The organism is Klebsiella sp. C239 (assembly GCF_048822715.1).
In the GTDB taxonomy this organism is placed as follows: domain Bacteria; phylum Pseudomonadota; class Gammaproteobacteria; order Enterobacterales; family Enterobacteriaceae; genus Klebsiella; species Klebsiella quasipneumoniae.
The window spans coordinates 139166-154726 of the sequence record NZ_JBMEZK010000010.1 but is presented as its reverse complement, the minus strand read 5'-3'; the positions used below and the strand labels follow the sequence as shown (position 1 = coordinate 154726).

Here is a 15561-nt window from a genome sequence, read left to right as displayed (position 1 = left end):
GTCCTCCCCGGAGGCGTGGCCGTTGCCCCGCCTCCGGGTCAGGATTAACAACGCCCCTTTTCCATCGATCACTTTTCTGAAATTAGCGGTTCTGTGCGCCATCTGCGGGTTCTCGGGCCGCGAAACGGGGAAACTAATCATTTAATGTCTATTGGTGCTATGTATACCCGAAAAATCACCCACTGGTTTGCCAGGCGATCGTTTCAGAATCGCATCTTCCTGCTGATCTTATTCACCTCGACGATCGTTATGCTGGCGATGTCATGGTATCTGACCGACATTACCGAAGAGCGTCTGCATTACCAGGTCGGGCAGCGGGCGCTGATTCAGGCAATGCAGATTTCGGCGATGCCGGAGCTGGTCGAGGCGGTTCAGAAACGCGACCTCGCCAGAATCAAAGCGCTTATCGACCCCATGCGTTCGTTCTCCGACGCCACCTATATCACCGTCGGTGATGCTAACGGCCAGCGCCTCTATCACGTCAACCCTGATGAAATCGGCAAATCGATGGAGGGCGGCGACAGCGATGAAGCACTATTAAACGCGAAAAGCTACGTGTCAGTGCGCAAAGGCTCGCTGGGCTCCTCGCTGCGCGGTAAATCACCGATTCAGGACGAGACCGGCAAGGTGCTCGGCATTGTGTCGGTAGGCTATACCATTGAACAGTTAGAGAACTGGCTCAGCCTGCAGATAAGCTCGCTGCTGATCCCGATGGCGATCATGTTACTGCTCCTGCTCTACTGCGCCCGCCGCTTCTCGTTGCATATCAAAAAGCAGATGCTGAATATGGAACCCCAACAGCTGTCGCAGCTGTTGATCCAGCAAAGCGTATTGTTTGAATCCGTGTTCGAAGGGCTTATCGCCATCGACTCCCGTTACAAGATCACCGCGATTAATCAGACTGCCCGCCGGCTGCTCAACCTGAGCCAACCGGAAACAACGCTTATTGGTAAAGGGATCAGCAGCGTGATTTCGCAGGAGGCTTTCTTCTACGATGCGCCGCAGACCAATAAAAAAGACGAGATCGTCACCTTCAATCAGATCAAAGTGATCGCCAGCCGGATGGCGGTGATCTTAAATAATGAGCCACAGGGCTGGGTGATCAGCTTTCGTAGTAAAGACGATATCAACACCCTCAGCCTGCAGCTTAGCCAGGTACAACAATATGCCGATAACCTGCGCGCCGTGCAGCATGAGCATCGCAATCTGATCTCCACCATCGCCGGCCTGCTGTTTCTTAAACGCTACGATCATGCGCTGGATCTGATCCAACAGCAGTCGGAAAGTCACCAGAAGGTCATCGATTTTATCGCGCGTAATTTCCAGGACAACCACCTGGCCGGGCTGTTGATCGGCAAATATTACCGGGCCAAAGAGCTTGGACTTGAGCTGATTTTCGATCCGGCCTGCTTCGTCGACAGATTACCCACCGCCCTTTCTCACAACGAATGGATCTCGATCGTGGGGAATCTGCTTGATAACGCCTACAATGCCAGCCTGCAACAGCCGCAGGGCTCAAGGCAGATAGAGTGCCTGATCAACAGTGACGGCCACGAGGTGATTATCGAGGTCGCCGATCAGGGATGCGGCATTGACGAGACGCTGCGCGATCGGATCTTCGAGCGCGGCGTCACCAGCAGCGTCAGCAAAGATCATGGCATCGGACTCTGGCTGGTTCGCAGCTACGTGGAACAGGCAGGTGGCAGCATCGTCGTCGAAAATAACATACCTTTTGGCACCATCTTTACTCTTTATATTCCCCTGACCCGAGATGAACATCATGGATAGCATCACCACTCTTATCGTTGAAGACGAACCTATGCTGGCGGAGATCCTGGTGGATAACATCAAACAGTTTCCCCAGTTCGACGTCATTGGCATTGCGGATAAACTCGAGAGCGCCAGGAAACAACTCAGACTGTATCAACCGCAGCTGATCCTGCTGGATAATTTCTTACCTGACGGCAAAGGTATCGACCTGATCCGCCATGCGGTCAGTACCCATTACAAGGGGCGGATTATCTTTATTACCGCTGATAATCATATGGATACCATCAGCGAAGCACTGCGCCTGGGGGTGTTCGACTATCTGATTAAGCCGGTGCACTATCAGCGCCTGCAGCACACCCTGGAGCGCTTCGCTCGCTATCGCAGCTCGCTGCGTTCCAGCGAACAGGCCAGCCAGATCCACGTCGATGCGCTGTTTAATATTCAGGCTCGGGAACAGACGGAACCGGCCAGCGCACCGCTACGCGGGATTGATGAAAGCACCTTTCAGCGCGTACTCCAGCTGTTTGCCGACACGGGGGTGGTGCATACCGCCGACTCGCTGGCGCGTATCCTTGGCAGCAGCAAAACCACCGCCCGCCGTTATCTGGAACAAGGGGTGAAGAATGACTTTCTGGAAGCGGAAATCAGCTACGGCAAGGTTGGTCGACCGGAGCGTATTTATCGCGGCAAACAGATCTCCCCTGAGCAGGTCTGAAACGTTTACGCCAGGGAATAGCTGACCACCAGCTGCCCCTTCTTCATCTTAATCTGACTGATAAGAATGTCGCCCAGCTCCGCCAGGCGGGCGACATGTGTGCCACCGCAGGGATAGGCGGGCAGTTCGCCAAACCCCACCATGCGCAAACCCTCAGCGAAGATCACCTGACGCGGGAGGTCCTGCGCCTGCCATGCCTTCACCTGGCTCAGCAGCGCGCTGGCGTCGGGTATCACGGCGTGGTTCCCGCCGGTGAAAGCGATCCGCCCTTCGCCAGGCCAGTGGTGCGCTTTCACCGGTTGCCAGCCAAGCTGTTCGCCCGCCAGGCCAAGCAGGTGACCGGCGGAATGCAGGCGGGCATGCAGGTGTCTCGCGGAGGCATCTATTCTCATCTCCACTTCACCGAGGGGAAGCGGTTGCGACAGAATATGCAGCACGCTGTCGCCGCGCACAATAACCGTCTCAACGGCCTGACCAGCTATCCAGCCGCGATCCGCCGGTTGACCGCCCCCTTGCGGGTGAAACAGCGTCCGATCCAGTTCGATGGCGTAGCGGCCATCCGCTTCCGCAGTGCAGGCGATGATCTGGGCGCGCCCATCGGTAGCGTCGCTGGTGTAATAAACCCGTTCAGTCATAGTGATTCTCCTCTCTGTCCGCCCAGTATATTATTAATACCGACAGCGATAATCCTATCACCAGCCAATGCACTCTTGCTCCGGGAGCACAAATGAATCTCAGCCTCCTGCCCGACCTTGCCCTTTTCGTCCAGATCGTCGACCAGGGCAGCTTCTCCGCCGTCGCCCGCCAGAGCGGCATTACCCCTTCCGCCGTTAGCCGCAGCGTGTCGCGGCTGGAGCGAGAGATGGGCTGCAAACTGCTGCAGCGTACCACCCGCAAGCTGCGTCTGAGCGATGCCGGGGAAACGGTGTATCAGCATGCCCAGCAGATGCTGGAAGCGGCGCGACAGGCGATGGATTCCGCCGGCAGTCGCCAAACGGTCGCCCAGGGAAAGCTGACGCTCAGCGTACCGAAAGCCGTCGGCCGCTTCGTGATCCATCCGCTGATGATGGCGTTTTTTCAGCGTTACCCGCAGGTTGACGTCTGCCTGCGGCTGGAAGATCGCCCTCTGGATTTTATCGATGACGGTATCGATCTGGCGTTACGCATCACCAATACCCCCTCGCCCGGTCTGCATGGCAAACCGTTGATGCCAGTCACGCACGTTATCTGCGCCACTGAGGTCTATTTACAGCGCCACGGTATGCCGCGCACGCCGCAGGAACTGCGCGCGCACAGCTGCATCAGCCTTGGCGAAACGCCCGCCGACGCGCGCTGGAAGTTCCGTCGGCAAGGGAAAACCGAAACGGTGCAAACATACGGGCGGTACGCCGCCAACCATACCGCCGTGCGCCTCGACGCGGTCAGGCAGCATTTAGGGATCGGCAGCCTGCCGCTGTTCACCGCCCGCGAGGCGCTGGCGAATGGCGATATCGTGCAGGTGCTGCCCGAATGGGAATTTATCAGCAGCTACTCCGGCGATCTGTGGCTGCTCTGGGCGGGAGATAAGCATATGCCCGCCAGAATGCGGGCGATGATTGATTATCTCAGCGAGACGGTGCCGGCGCTGAACGCAGGCAGCATAGCGCCAGCGAAATAACCGCAAACCACGGAATGATAACCCCCAGCACGAACCAGAGCCCGGAGCGGCCGATATCATGCATCCGCCGGCAGCCGATCGCCAGCAGAGGGAGAGTCATCAGCAGCAACCACAGCGCAGCAAAGGGTATAACAACAAAACTGAGGATGCCGTATTGAGGGTTAAAGCTGGTTGCCAGCCACCAGACGGCCAGCGGCGCGCTGGCGATCAGTAGATTGATAAGAAAAAACGTCCAGAACTGCTGTCGGCTGGCCCGGCCGCTAAAATTAAAGGTCTCTTTCCAGCCGCTTAAATACGCCTGTCCATAGGTCATCACTTCTCTCCTTGAAGATTGGGTGAGTATCACGGCGCCAGGGCGATCACCTCCGCCGCCCAGCGCTGAAACCCTTCGACATCGATATCCAGCGCCACCTGGGCATTGGCCGGCTGGCCCAGTCGCCCTTCGATATCCACCACCGTGGCGCCGGCGGTCCAGGTTCCCTGCGTCTCCACCGCCACAAAACACGGCTGTAGGGTGAACAGTTCCGGGCGGACCAGCCATGCGATAGCGCAGAGATCGTGCATTCTCAGACCACTACTCATGCTGCCGCTGCGATAGTGGCTAAACAGCGCATGGAGCATTTTACCGGTCTGATTCAGCGTCGGCAGGGTCGCCAGATAATCCGCCGTCAGCAGCGCCCGATTGGTGACGTCCAGCCCGCACATGATAATCTCCAGCCCGCTGTGGAAGACTTTCGCTGCGGCTTCCGGGTCGATGGCAATATTGAATTCGGCATTCGGCGTAAAGTTGCCCCGGCCCGCCGAGCCGCCCATGATCACCAGCCGGCGAATGTTGAACAGGCATTCGGGATACTGGGTCAGCAGCAGCGCAATATTGGTCAATGGGCCAATCGCCACCAGAGTGATCGGCTCGGCAGCATGCATCAACGCATCGCGGATCGCCTGGAAGGCCGGCTTCGCCAGCGGCTGCCGGTGATGCTCAACAAAGTCATACCCTTCCATACCGGATTCGCCATGCACCGAGGCGGCATCGCGCAGGGGACGCACCAGTGGCATCGAGGCGCCCTGCGCCAGCGGCACATCGGCATGCCAGAAGTGCAGCAGCTGCAGCGCGTTACGGGTCGTCTTCTCTACCGAGACATTGCCCGCCACGGTGGTCATCAGTTGCAGATCCAGCTCAGGGGCGAACAGCGCCGCGGCAATAGCGGCAGCATCGTCGATGCCCGGGTCTGTATCAAGAATGATCGGTAAGCGCATGGTTTCTCCCTAAAAAAAAATGCCAGACGTTAAGTCTGGCATCTTCTCATACTGCTGACGGAAAGAACTTACTCTACTTCACGGACATCCACACGCAGCTCTTTCGGCACTTCAAAGACGATATTCTCTTCCCGGCCTTCCAGCGGTACGGCTTCGCCGCCGCCCAGCTCCTGCAGGCGGGTAATGACGTTCTGCACCAGAATATCCGGCGCCGACGCGCCCGCCGTCACGCCGACGCAGGCCGCATCCTTGACCCACGCTTCCTGAATATCGGAGGCATCGTCAATCAGGTAAGCCGCCTTACCCATCCGCTGCGCCAGTTCGGCGAGACGGTTTGAGTTGGAGGAGTTTTTCGAACCAACCACCAGCACCACGTCAGCCTGCTCCGCCAGCGCGCGCACCGCTTCCTGACGGTTAGTGGTGGCATAGCAAATGTCGTCTTTGCGCGGGCCGACGATTTTCGGGAAACGCGCGCGCAGCGCGTCAATCACATCCGAGGTATCATCCACCGAGAGGGTGGTCTGGGTCATAAACGACAGCCGGGCGTCGTTTTTGACTTCCAGCTTGAGAACGTCTTCCGGCGACTCGACCAGGTACATGCCCCCTTGCGGGTTATTGTACTGCCCCATCGTGCCTTCGACTTCCGGGTGCCCGGCATGGCCGATCAGAATCGACTCTTCGCCACGGCGGCTGGCGCGGGCGACTTCCATATGCACTTTCGTCACCAGCGGACAGGTGGCGTCGAACACCGTCAGATCGCGGCTCTTCGCTTCATTCCGTACCGCCTGCGATACGCCGTGAGCGGAGAAGATCAGGATCGCGCCGTCCGGTACTTCGCTGATCTGTTCGATAAAAATGGCGCCGCGCTTGCGCAGGCTATCCACCACATAGCGGTTATGCACCACTTCATGACGAACATAGATCGGCGCGCCGTACAGCGTCAGCGCGTTTTCTACAATGCTGATAGCGCGGTCAACGCCAGCGCAAAAGCCGCGCGGGTTAGCCAACAGGATCTGCATGTTAATCCTCCAGCGCCGGATCGATCTCCAGCACTTCAATATCAAAATGAACGGTGCGCCCGGCCAGCGGATGGTTGAAGTCGACGGTGATGGAATCGCCGTTCACTTCACGGATCACGCCAGGCATTTCGCTGCCATCCATTGCGGTAAAGAGCATAATCGCGCCGATCTCCGGCTCGCCGGCGTCGATAAACTCGCGGCGAGAGAAATACTGAATCAGGTCCGGGCTCGGGACGCCAAATGCGGCGTCAGGCTCCAGCGAAAAGGCCTTTTTCTCGCCCTCTTTCAGACCAAGAAGCTGTTGCTCCAGCCCCTCAGACAGGGAGGTGTCGCCGAGGCGAAACAGCGCCGGTTTGCCATTGTTACGGGTGGACTCGGCGGTGGATCCATCGTCCAGCTTCAGCGTGAAGTGAACGAGAACCGCGCTGTTGCTCTGTACGGATTTAGACATGCAAATTGCTCGCTTGTTTTCGATCTCCTGGTGCCCGGAGGCGCTACGCTTACCGGGCGACGGGAGACCACACATTCTGTAGGCCGGGCTGACGTGGCGCCACCCGGCATTAACATTTACGCCTGCTCTTTTGCGGTCGGTTTCGGCAGGAAGCCTTCCAGCACAATCATCGCCGCGCCGATGCAGATAGCGCTATCGGCGAGGTTGAAAGTGGCGAAGTGCCAGTCGCCGACGTAGAAGTCGATCATATCGACCACAAAGCCGTGCCACAGGCGATCGAACAAGTTGCCCAGCGCGCCGCCGATAATCAGGGCGTAGGCAATATTGTTCAGCTTTTGCGTCGCCTTCGAACGGTACATCAGCACCGTCAGCACCACGCAAATGCCGATGGCGATCCCGGAAAAGAACCAGCGCTGCCAGCCACCGCTGTCGGCGAGGAAGCTAAAGGCCGCGCCATAGTTGCGGGCATAATGCAGATTAAGCGACGGGAACAGCGGAACCGTCTCCCCCAGAGCGAAGTTCTGGAGGATCAGGAATTTGCTGCCCAGATCGATAATCAGCACGGCTACGACCACCCACAGCCAGCGTAGCCCCGTTGAACAGATCGATTTACTCATCAGGCGAATTTACGTTGCTCGCCGTCACCGGCGACGTTGCTCACACAGCGTCCGCAGATTTCCGCGTGTTCCGCCACCTTGCCGATATCGGTGGTGTAATGCCAGCAGCGCGGGCATTTCTCACCTTCAGCTTTGCTCAATGCGACTTTCAGTCCTTTGAGCAGTTCGCTCTGCTGCGCATCAGCAGGCGCGCTCGCATAGTCTGCGACGTTCGCCCCGGAGGTCAACAGGACAAATCGCAATTCATCGCCCAGCGCGTTGAGCTTAGCGGCCAGATCGGCATCAGCATACAGCGTCACCGAGGCTTCCAGCGAGCCGCCGACTTTCTTATCCGCACGCGCCTGTTCAATCACTTTGTTGACTTCGCCACGGACTTTCAGCAGCTCATCCCAGAAGCCGTCATTCATCGCTTCGTCGTCGGCCAGACCGAAGAGACCTTGATACCATTCGCCGGTAAAGACGTATTTCTCACGCTCGCCCGGCAGGTAACCCCAGATTTCGTCCGCGGTGAAGGACATGATCGGCGCCATCCAGCGCACCAGCGCTTCCACGATGTGGAACAGCGCGGTCTGACAACTGCGACGCGCCACGCTGTCCGCCCTGGCGGTGTACTGACGGTCTTTGATGATGTCGAGATAGAACGAGCCCATCTCAATGGAGCAGAAGCGCATCAGGCGCTGCACCACTTCGTGGAAGTCGTAGGATTCGTAGGCTTTCAGGATATCTTCCTGTGCCGCCTGCGCGCAGCCGACCGCCCAGCGATCCAGCACCACCATCTCTTCCGGTTTGACCATGTCTTTTGCCGGATCGAAACCGTTCAGGTTGGCCAGCAGGAAGCGCGCGGTGTTACGGATACGACGATAGCTGTCCGCGGCGCGTTTGAGGATCTCGTCAGAGACCGCCATTTCGCCAGTGTAGTCGGTGGAAGCCACCCACAGGCGCAGGATATCGGCGCCCAGCTTGTTCATCACGTCCTGCGGGCTAACGGTGTTGCCGATAGACTTGGACATTTTGCGGCCCTGACCATCGACGGTGAAGCCGTGGGTCAGTACCTGACGATATGGCGCTTTGCCTTTCATCGCCGTGGAAATCATCAGAGAGGACATGAACCAGCCGCGATGCTGGTCGGAGCCTTCCAGATACATATCGGCGGCGTGACCGGCGAATTCCGGACGCACGTCAACCACGGAAGAGTGGGTCGACCCGGAGTCAAACCAGACGTCGAGGGTATCCGGCACTTTCTCGTAGCTGTCAGCGTCATCGCCAAGGATGTCGCGGGAATCGAGATCCCACCACGCCTGGATGCCGTCGACTTCAACACGCTTCGCGACTTCTTCCATCAGCTCAAGGGTACGCGGGTGCAGTTCGTGGGTTTCTTTATGCACGAACAGCGACATCGGCACGCCCCAGGTACGTTGACGGGAGATGCACCAGTCAGGACGGTTGGCGACCATCGATTCGATACGCGCCTGGCCCCAGTCCGGGATCCACTGCACGCCTTTGATCTCTTTCAGCGACTGCGCGCGCAGACCTTTCTGATCCATGCTCACGAACCACTGCGGGGTGGCGCGGAAGATGATTGGCGACTTGTGGCGCCAGCAGCACGGATAGCTGTGCTGCATTTTTTCCACATGCAGCAGCGCGCCGCGCTCACGCAGCATCTCAACGATGATATCGTTGGCTTTGAAGACGTTGATACCGTCCAGAGACGGATAGGTGCCTGGCAGATAAGCCCCGTCCGGGCCAACCGGGTTAGCGATTTCCAGACCGTATTTCTGGCTGATCGTGTAATCGTCCGGACCGTGGCCGCCGGCGGTATGCACCGCACCGGTACCGGCATCCAGCGTCACGTGGTCGCCAAGGATCGCCGGCACGTCGAAATCGAGGAACGGGTGCTGGAAACGCATCAGTTCAAGCTCGGCGCCGTTCACCGCCGCCAGGATGGTGTAATCGGCCGCGCCAACGCGCTTCATCACGCTCTCAACGAGGTCTTTCGCCAGGATCAGCGCCTGGCCGTCCACCTGCACCAGCGCATAGTCGAACTCTGGCGATAGGGAGATGGCGCGGTTAGCCGGCAGGGTCCACGGGGTGGTGGTCCAGATAACCAGCGACACCGGGCCGTTGACGTCGGCGACGCCGAATTTCGCCAGCACCGCGGCTTTATCTACCGCGTGGAACGCCACGTCGATGGATGGAGAAGTCTTGTCGTAATACTCCACTTCCGCTTCCGCCAGCGCGGAACGGCAGTCTACGCACCAGTGCACCGGCTTGGCGCCTTTATGCAGGTGGCCGTTGCCGATGATTTTACCCAGCGCGCGAATGATGTTGGCTTCGGTTTTGAAGTCCATGGTCAGATACGGATGCGACCAGTCGCCCAGCACGCCGAGGCGGATGAAATCTTTACGCTGCCCCTCGATCTGCAGAGCGGCATATTCGCGGCATTTGGCGCGGAATTCTGCGGCGGTGAATTTCTCGCCCGGCTTGCCGTATTCCTGCTCTACTTTCAGCTCGATCGGCAGACCGTGGCAGTCCCAGCCTGGAACGTAAGGCGAGTCATAGCCCGTCAGTCCTTTGGACTTAACGATAATGTCTTTCAGAATCTTGTTAACCGAGTGACCAATATGAATACTACCATTCGCATAAGGAGGGCCATCATGCAGAATGAAGGTTTTTTTGCCTTTTTTGGCTGCACGAATGATGCCGTACAGGTCATCATCGGTCCAACGCGCCAGCATTCCCGGTTCGCGTTTGGCGAGGTCGCCACGCATAGGGAACCCTGTTTCCGGCAAATTCAGGGTCGATTTATAGTCACTCATCAGATTCTCGGTTCCGTATTTCGGTTTGATAAACACCAGTGGCTCAGGCCTGGCTGGTCAGCCCAAATAATTCGCGGGCCGTTAACTCATCACGTGCGATTTGCGCCTTCAGCTCGTCGAGCGACGCAAACCGCTGCTCATTACGTATCTTTTTACGCAGTACTACATTGATATGGCGACCGTAGAGGTCCATTACAACGTCCAACAGATGCACTTCGAGCTGCTGACGCACGCCCGCTACCGTTGGACGGGTGCCAATATTGGCGACGCCGGCGATCGGCTTGTCGCCCAGCCCTGTCACTTCTACCGCATAGACCCCTTTAACCGGGGAAACCTGACGACGCAGCGGTAAGTTCGCCGTCGGAAAACCTATGGTACGGCCCAGTTCGTCGCCATGCACGACGCGCCCGGAAATGCTAAACGGATGGCCGAGCAGCGTCTCCGCCAGCAGGAGATCGTCATCGGCCAGCGCCTGACGCACCGCCGTGCTGCTGATCCGCACCCCGCCTTCGCAGAAGGTTTGGGTGCTGGTGACGTCGAAGCCGTATTCCGCCCCCGCCTTTTGTAATAACAAGAAATCCCCCTGGCGACCAGCGCCAAAGCGGAAATCGTCACCGACGGCAAGGAACTGCACGCCCAGGCGGCGCACCAGCAGTTCACTGATAAAATCCTGCGCCGTCAGCGCGGCGAACCGGCGGTCGAAGCGAACACACAGCACATAGTCGACCCCGCTTTCAGCCAGATAGCTCAGCTTTTCACGCAGGCGGGTCAACCGCGCCGGGGCTTTATCGGCGGCAAAGAGCTCGAGCGGCTGGGGTTCGAAAATCATCACCACCACCGGTAAACCGCGCTGGCGGCCCTCTTCGCGCAAGCGCTGCAGCAGCGCCTGATGCCCACGATGCACGCCGTCAAAATTGCCAATGGTCAGCACGCACCCGTGCGGGGCCTGACTGAGATTATGTATGCCGCGTATCAGCTTCATGTCTGGCTCAAAACAGTGAAAATCGTCCGAGTATACCTTGTACAACTGTCAACGTTAACCAGCGATTGCTCCTCGGCAACGAAAGTTCTCAGGAATTCATTCACTCAGCGCGAGTCAGCGGGAAAACCGCCCGCCCCCGGCGATTTTTATGGTGGAAAAGCTGTATTCGCCTGCAACAAGCTGGTAGAATCTTGCGCCATCACTACGTAATGAAGCGCTGTGGTGTTAAACGGCGCTTATTTGCACAAATCCATTGACAAAAGAAGGCTAAACGGGCATATTCCTCGGCCTTTGAATTGTCCATATAGAACACATTTGGGAGTTGGACCTTGGCTAATATCAAATCAGCTAAGAAGCGCGCCGTTCAGTCTGAAAAGGCTCGCAAGCACAACGCTAGCCGTCGCTCTATGATGCGTACTTTCATCAAGAAAGTATACGCAGCTATCGAAGCTGGCGACAAAGCTGCTGCACAAAAAGCATTTAACGAAATGCAACCGATCGTGGACCGTCAGGCTGCTAAAGGTCTGATCCACAAAAACAAAGCTGCGCGTCATAAGGCTAACCTGACCGCTCAGATCAACAAACTGGCTTAATCGCTGCTTGTTGTCGCTTTGTGAAAAAACCCGCGAAAGCGGGTTTTTTTATGCCTGTCATCTTTCCCGTCCTGGCGCGACCTGAGCCACGCCAGCCCACGCTTTCCGGCTATCTGGGTTCAGTAAACAGCGACGAATAATCGCGATTGCAGATGCGCTGTACCGCCGGATGCTGAATCATCCGTTCGGCGAAAATGGCGTGATACTCCTCCATCACGCTATCCATGCGACCAATTTCGACAATCGATTCATCATGGTAGAAATCATGCGCGTAGAGCGTCGGCGCGACAAAAATCGCATTATGCGCGGCGCCGAAGGCTTTCATGAGCGCCGCGTCGTCAAACTCGCCGAGGATCTCCACCTTCAGCCCCTGCACGTTAATCCAGTTCAGCAGCTTACGTCCCAGCATCGAGCGTCGACCAGGGATCAGCAGCCGTCGCTCTTCAAGACAGGCCGGGAACGGCTTCATTGGCGCCGGGTTCATGCACCAGAAGCTGACGCTGCACTCGCCAATCTTCACCGAAAACAGCCCTTCCTGCTGCGTCGAGTCGATCGGGCAGTCAGAGATAATCATATCGAGCTTATGCTGGCTCAGTTGCTCCAGCAGCAGCTCATGGGTGGATTCAAAACAGCGCAGATGGATCTGCTCGCTTTCGACAACGGCGGCATCCAGTACGCCGCTGACCAGCCGTTTCGATAGCGCATCGGCCACGCCGACGTCAAACAGCAGATTCGACTCTTTGCGGTAGTTGACGATGTCGAGCATCTCCTGGCTCAGGGTAAACATCCGGTCGGCGTAGCGAAAGACCAGCTCCCCGAGCTCGCTCGGCTCCAGCCCTCTTCCCTTGCGCTTAAATAACTTTCCCTGCAGACGCTCCTCCAGCGCTTTGATCTGCCCGGTAATGGTCTGCGGCGTCAGAAACAGCGCCTCCGCCGCGCCCACGACAGACCCTTCTTTATAGACGTGCCAGAAGTAGTACAGATGGTTGTAGTTGATATGTGACATGCTTCTCTCCCTGATAATGTCCAGGAGAGCCTGGCAGGCCCTCCTGCAGAAAGGTTATACCGCGAGGCGAGTATCCGTTACGCGCTGACGCAGTATGAGGTAGCCGGTAACAGCTGATACCACCGATCCAATTAAGATGCCAAGCTTGGCCCAGTTGATTAACGCGGGATCGACATTGCCAAAGGCCAGCGTGGCGATAAAAATCGACATCGTAAAGCCAATCCCGCACAGAATGCCCACCGCCATAATCTGCCGGCAGGTGGTCCCCTCCGGTAGCGAGGCCCACTTCAGCTTCAGGGCCAGCCAGCAGAACAGGCTGATCCCCAGCGGCTTACCGATAAACAGGCCGGCCATGATACCCAGGGGCAGCAGCGACGTCAGTCCATCAAGCGTAACCCCCCGCAGCGAGACGCCCGCGTTGGCGAAGGCAAACAGCGGCAGGATCATAAACGCCACCCACGGATGCAGGACATGCTCAAGCACTTTAGCCGGTGACTGACCCTGCTTCTCCTGGAGCGGGATCATAAAGCCGACGATGACCCCGGCAAGCGTCGCGTGAACGCCGGACTTCAGCACCGCGGTCCACAGCACCGCACCGACCAGAATATAGATCCCGGTGCGTCGCACGCCGCTCAGATTCAGAACCACCAGCACCGCAATCGCCGCCGCCGCCACGCCCAGCGAGAGCATTGACAGGTCGTGGGTATAAAACAGCGCGATAATCACGATAGCCCCAAGGTCATCAATAATCGCCAGCGCCATCAGGAAAATCTTCAGCGCCGTCGGGACGCGGCTGCCTAACAGCGCCAGCACGCCGAGGGCAAAGGCAATATCCGTCGCCGCCGGGATCGCCCATCCCTCTCTGGCGACAGGATCCTGAGCGTTAAAGGCCAGATAGACCAGCGCCGGGACGATCATCCCGCCGAGGGCGGCAATCACCGGAAAGACCGCCTGACGGCGACTCGCCAGCGAGCCCTGAATCAGCTCGCGTTTGACCTCCAGGCCAATCAGCAAGAAGAACACCGCCATCAGGGCATCATTGATCCATAGCAGCATATTCTTGTTGATCTCCAGCGCCCCCACCCGCAGCTGTACAGGCGTATCAAGGAAGGAGTGATACAGACCGCTGGTCACGCTGGTATTGGCCATGACCATCGCCAGCGCCGCGGCGATGATTAAGACAATGCCGCCGGAAGCATCGCTACTGAAGAATCGTTGCAGATGTTTCACTTTTACTTTCATCCTGTTGGTGAATAACTCGATAAAAGTATAATACACAGACTGATAACTCGAAAAAATCAGATTTAAGTTGCGCTAATGCTCGATTTTTACGAGTTAAAGAGGAGGGATAAGACAATGATAGACTGGGCAGCAAAAGGCCAGGCGTTGACGAAAGCAGAATTAACCGCGCAGATCGTCCCACATTTTCTGTCTTTTATTATATTCATATTTCAGACAATCCAGCGTCACGGTCACGTTCGCCGGAGACAGGCGATTTAGCTGCGGCAAAAAAGGATGCGCGTGCAGGTATTGAATAAATTTCGTCGCGCCATTTAACGTGGCGTGCCGCAGATTGGCCGTTTTTTTATTGCCGGTTAGGTTACAAACCGCCATCGCATAGTCCCGTGTAGAGAAGGTCCGCCAGACATTGTTGCGGTTCCCTCCGCCCATAAACAGGCGCGGCGGGATATCATGCAGCGGCGGCGTCATGCCTCGCTCTCTGACAAATGAGATATGGCATCGCCCCTGTTGAACCTGCTGCAAATTCGCCATCAGGCAGCCACCTAATATAAAACATTCCTGATCGATGTAGTGTTGAATATTGAGGGAACGTGCATCTGTCAGTGTTTTGACTAATTCAAAATGGCGATAAGCCGGCAATACGGGTTTGACCAGCATTCCCGGATCGTTTTTGTATAACGCCGCCGGTCCGTAATCCACATCAAAAAGCGTTGCGCGCCGCATCGTTATCGCTTCTTTCCGTTGCACAAGATGTACCAGCGTACCGGGCGGCAGGCGCTCTTCGTAATAAGAGTGGTATTGATACTCCGTTTCAACGGGCTGGAGTGAATAATTGGTTGTTACGGATATAATCCGACCGGTAGTCTCCTCGGCGGTGACCAGCACATATAGAAAATTGTCACCGCCGTTAAATTTAACCCGAAAAGCGCGGGTGCTGAGGGTAATGTCGAAAGCGGGAAAGGCAAACTCGCGTTCCGCCTGATTTGCCCTGCGGGATAACTTCTGTAATTCACGGCTTAGTCCGGTACTGTCTAACGCAAGGGCGGATCGGATATCCGCCAGCGAAGCCCCATCCTGGATGAGTGCGGCAAGATAATCCTGGCGCGGATCGGTTTTATATCTGACGGGATAAAGAAATGTTTTATGGCACTGCTGGCAGCAGACGCGTGGCTCTCCCTGCGCGGAAAAGCCATACTTTTTTAGTGAGACGCTGCCGCATCCTGGGCAGGATTTTATCAACCCTTTCCATACCCGATTTACCGACTGGCGAAAAAGATTCAGCGATCTTGCCGAAATCACAGGAAAATGAAAACCACATGCCCTGCATAACACATTTTTCCCCTGGTTCTGGTAATCCGGGCTGTTCAGCACGCCCAGATTTTTGCAGCCTGGCGTTTTGCAGCTATCGACATTAACCTGAGAAAACATGATTAACT

Annotated in this window: 15 protein-coding genes and 1 pseudogene; 4 read left to right on the top strand and 12 right to left on the bottom strand. The window is 57.0% G+C overall.

Annotation, left to right across the window (positions count from 1 at the left end; translation table 11 throughout):
• Positions 1-159 precede the first annotated feature (159 nt).
• Complete coding sequence (locus tag ACOI6Z_RS22935) at positions 160-1788, top strand: ATP-binding protein (RefSeq protein WP_065813343.1); 1629 nt, start codon at positions 160-162, stop codon at positions 1786-1788.
• Positions 1781-2485, top strand: a complete 705-nt coding sequence (locus ACOI6Z_RS22930; protein WP_065813344.1) for a response regulator — start codon at positions 1781-1783, stop codon at positions 2483-2485. The genes ACOI6Z_RS22935 and ACOI6Z_RS22930 overlap by 8 nt, the downstream gene beginning before the upstream one ends.
• A 5-nt stretch (positions 2486-2490) precedes the next feature.
• Here ACOI6Z_RS22930 and ACOI6Z_RS22925 read toward each other — a convergent pair whose 3' ends face one another.
• A complete protein-coding gene (locus ACOI6Z_RS22925; RefSeq protein ID WP_050534018.1) occupies positions 2491-3120 on the bottom strand; it encodes a serine-tRNA(Ala) deacylase AlaX in 630 nt (209 codons plus the stop codon).
• A 92-nt stretch (positions 3121-3212) separates the two neighbouring features.
• Here ACOI6Z_RS22925 and ACOI6Z_RS22920 point away from each other — a divergent pair, with 92 nt between their 5' ends.
• Positions 3213-4142, top strand: a complete 930-nt coding sequence (locus ACOI6Z_RS22920) for a LysR family transcriptional regulator (RefSeq protein WP_065813345.1) — start codon at positions 3213-3215, stop codon at positions 4140-4142.
• Here ACOI6Z_RS22920 and ACOI6Z_RS22915 read toward each other — a convergent pair.
• The 8 genes and pseudogenes from ACOI6Z_RS22915 to ACOI6Z_RS22880 all read right to left on the bottom strand — a co-directional run.
• Positions 4090-4455 (bottom strand): DUF805 domain-containing protein, encoded by a 366-nt coding sequence (locus ACOI6Z_RS22915; RefSeq protein WP_049014574.1) that lies wholly within the window; start codon positions 4453-4455, stop codon positions 4090-4092. The genes ACOI6Z_RS22920 and ACOI6Z_RS22915 overlap by 53 nt on opposite strands.
• A gap of 29 nt (positions 4456-4484) precedes the next feature.
• Positions 4485-5399 carry a ribonucleoside hydrolase RihC gene (gene rihC, locus ACOI6Z_RS22910; protein ID WP_064155490.1) on the bottom strand — a complete coding sequence of 305 codons (915 nt, stop codon included), beginning with the start codon at positions 5397-5399 and terminating at the stop codon, positions 4485-4487.
• Between the two features lie 68 nt (positions 5400-5467).
• The gene (ispH, locus tag ACOI6Z_RS22905; protein ID WP_002887979.1) at positions 5468-6418 is read right to left on the bottom strand and encodes a 4-hydroxy-3-methylbut-2-enyl diphosphate reductase; all 951 of its coding nucleotides are present in this window, start codon (positions 6416-6418) and stop codon (positions 5468-5470) included.
• Between the two features lies 1 nt (position 6419).
• Positions 6420-6869, bottom strand: a complete 450-nt coding sequence (gene fkpB, locus ACOI6Z_RS22900) for an FKBP-type peptidyl-prolyl cis-trans isomerase (protein ID WP_023291927.1) — start codon at positions 6867-6869, stop codon at positions 6420-6422.
• Positions 6870-6985: 116 nt separating this feature from the next.
• A complete protein-coding gene (gene lspA / locus ACOI6Z_RS22895) occupies positions 6986-7486 on the bottom strand; it encodes a signal peptidase II (protein ID WP_023291926.1) in 501 nt (166 codons plus the stop codon).
• Positions 7486-10302 (bottom strand): isoleucine--tRNA ligase, encoded by a 2817-nt coding sequence (ileS, locus tag ACOI6Z_RS22890; RefSeq protein WP_044525330.1) that lies wholly within the window; start codon positions 10300-10302, stop codon positions 7486-7488. Before ileS ends, lspA begins: the two co-directional genes overlap by 1 nt.
• Before the next feature lie 43 nt (positions 10303-10345).
• Entirely contained in the window at positions 10346-11284 is a 939-nt protein-coding gene (gene ribF / locus ACOI6Z_RS22885) for a bifunctional riboflavin kinase/FAD synthetase (protein ID WP_004204236.1), read from the bottom strand.
• Positions 11285-11291: 7 nt separating this feature from the next.
• Positions 11292-11497: pseudogene (locus ACOI6Z_RS22880) on the bottom strand (DUF2575 domain-containing protein); the annotation flags it as partial.
• Between the two features lie 116 nt (positions 11498-11613).
• Here ACOI6Z_RS22880 and rpsT point away from each other — a divergent pair.
• On the top strand, positions 11614-11877 hold the full coding sequence (rpsT, locus tag ACOI6Z_RS22875) for a 30S ribosomal protein S20 (protein WP_002887965.1): 264 nt from the start codon (positions 11614-11616) through the stop codon (positions 11875-11877).
• Positions 11878-11986: 109 nt separating this feature from the next.
• On the opposite strand, the gene nhaR is transcribed toward rpsT, so the two are convergent.
• The 3 genes from nhaR to ACOI6Z_RS22860 all read right to left on the bottom strand — a co-directional run bounded on the left by nhaR (position 11987) and on the right by ACOI6Z_RS22860 (position 15553).
• Positions 11987-12883: a transcriptional activator NhaR gene (gene nhaR, locus ACOI6Z_RS22870; protein WP_023291923.1), complete on the bottom strand. Its 897-nt coding sequence runs from the start codon at positions 12881-12883 to the stop codon at positions 11987-11989.
• Positions 12884-12937: 54 nt separating this feature from the next.
• Positions 12938-14113 (bottom strand): Na+/H+ antiporter NhaA, encoded by a 1176-nt coding sequence (gene nhaA / locus ACOI6Z_RS22865; protein ID WP_032429094.1) that lies wholly within the window; start codon positions 14111-14113, stop codon positions 12938-12940.
• A gap of 171 nt (positions 14114-14284) precedes the next feature.
• Entirely contained in the window at positions 14285-15553 is a 1269-nt protein-coding gene (locus ACOI6Z_RS22860; RefSeq protein WP_065813346.1) for a cytoplasmic protein, read from the bottom strand.
• Positions 15554-15561 lie beyond the last annotated feature (8 nt).

Bases quoted from the DNA above. Each gene is read 5' to 3' on its own strand.
- nhaR (WP_023291923.1), bottom strand. From the start codon at position 12,883: ATGTCACATATCAACTACAACCATCTGTACTACTTCTGGCACGTCTAT.
- ileS (WP_044525330.1), bottom strand. From the start codon at position 10,302: ATGAGTGACTATAAATCGACCCTGAATTTGCCGGAAACAGGGTTCCCT.
- ACOI6Z_RS22920 (WP_065813345.1), top strand. From the start codon at position 3,213: ATGAATCTCAGCCTCCTGCCCGACCTTGCCCTTTTCGTCCAGATCGTC.
- ACOI6Z_RS22860 (WP_065813346.1), bottom strand. From the start codon at position 15,553: ATGTTTTCTCAGGTTAATGTCGATAGCTGCAAAACGCCAGGCTGCAAA.
- ribF (WP_004204236.1), bottom strand. From the start codon at position 11,284: ATGAAGCTGATACGCGGCATACATAATCTCAGTCAGGCCCCGCACGGG.
- fkpB (WP_023291927.1), bottom strand. From the start codon at position 6,869: ATGTCTAAATCCGTACAGAGCAACAGCGCGGTTCTCGTTCACTTCACG.
- rihC (WP_064155490.1), bottom strand. From the start codon at position 5,399: ATGCGCTTACCGATCATTCTTGATACAGACCCGGGCATCGACGATGCT.
- ispH (WP_002887979.1), bottom strand. From the start codon at position 6,418: ATGCAGATCCTGTTGGCTAACCCGCGCGGCTTTTGCGCTGGCGTTGAC.
- ACOI6Z_RS22915 (WP_049014574.1), bottom strand. From the start codon at position 4,455: ATGACCTATGGACAGGCGTATTTAAGCGGCTGGAAAGAGACCTTTAAT.
- lspA (WP_023291926.1), bottom strand. From the start codon at position 7,486: ATGAGTAAATCGATCTGTTCAACGGGGCTACGCTGGCTGTGGGTGGTC.
- ACOI6Z_RS22930 (WP_065813344.1), top strand. From the start codon at position 1,781: ATGGATAGCATCACCACTCTTATCGTTGAAGACGAACCTATGCTGGCG.
- ACOI6Z_RS22925 (WP_050534018.1), bottom strand. From the start codon at position 3,120: ATGACTGAACGGGTTTATTACACCAGCGACGCTACCGATGGGCGCGCC.
- ACOI6Z_RS22935 (WP_065813343.1), top strand. From the start codon at position 160: ATGTATACCCGAAAAATCACCCACTGGTTTGCCAGGCGATCGTTTCAG.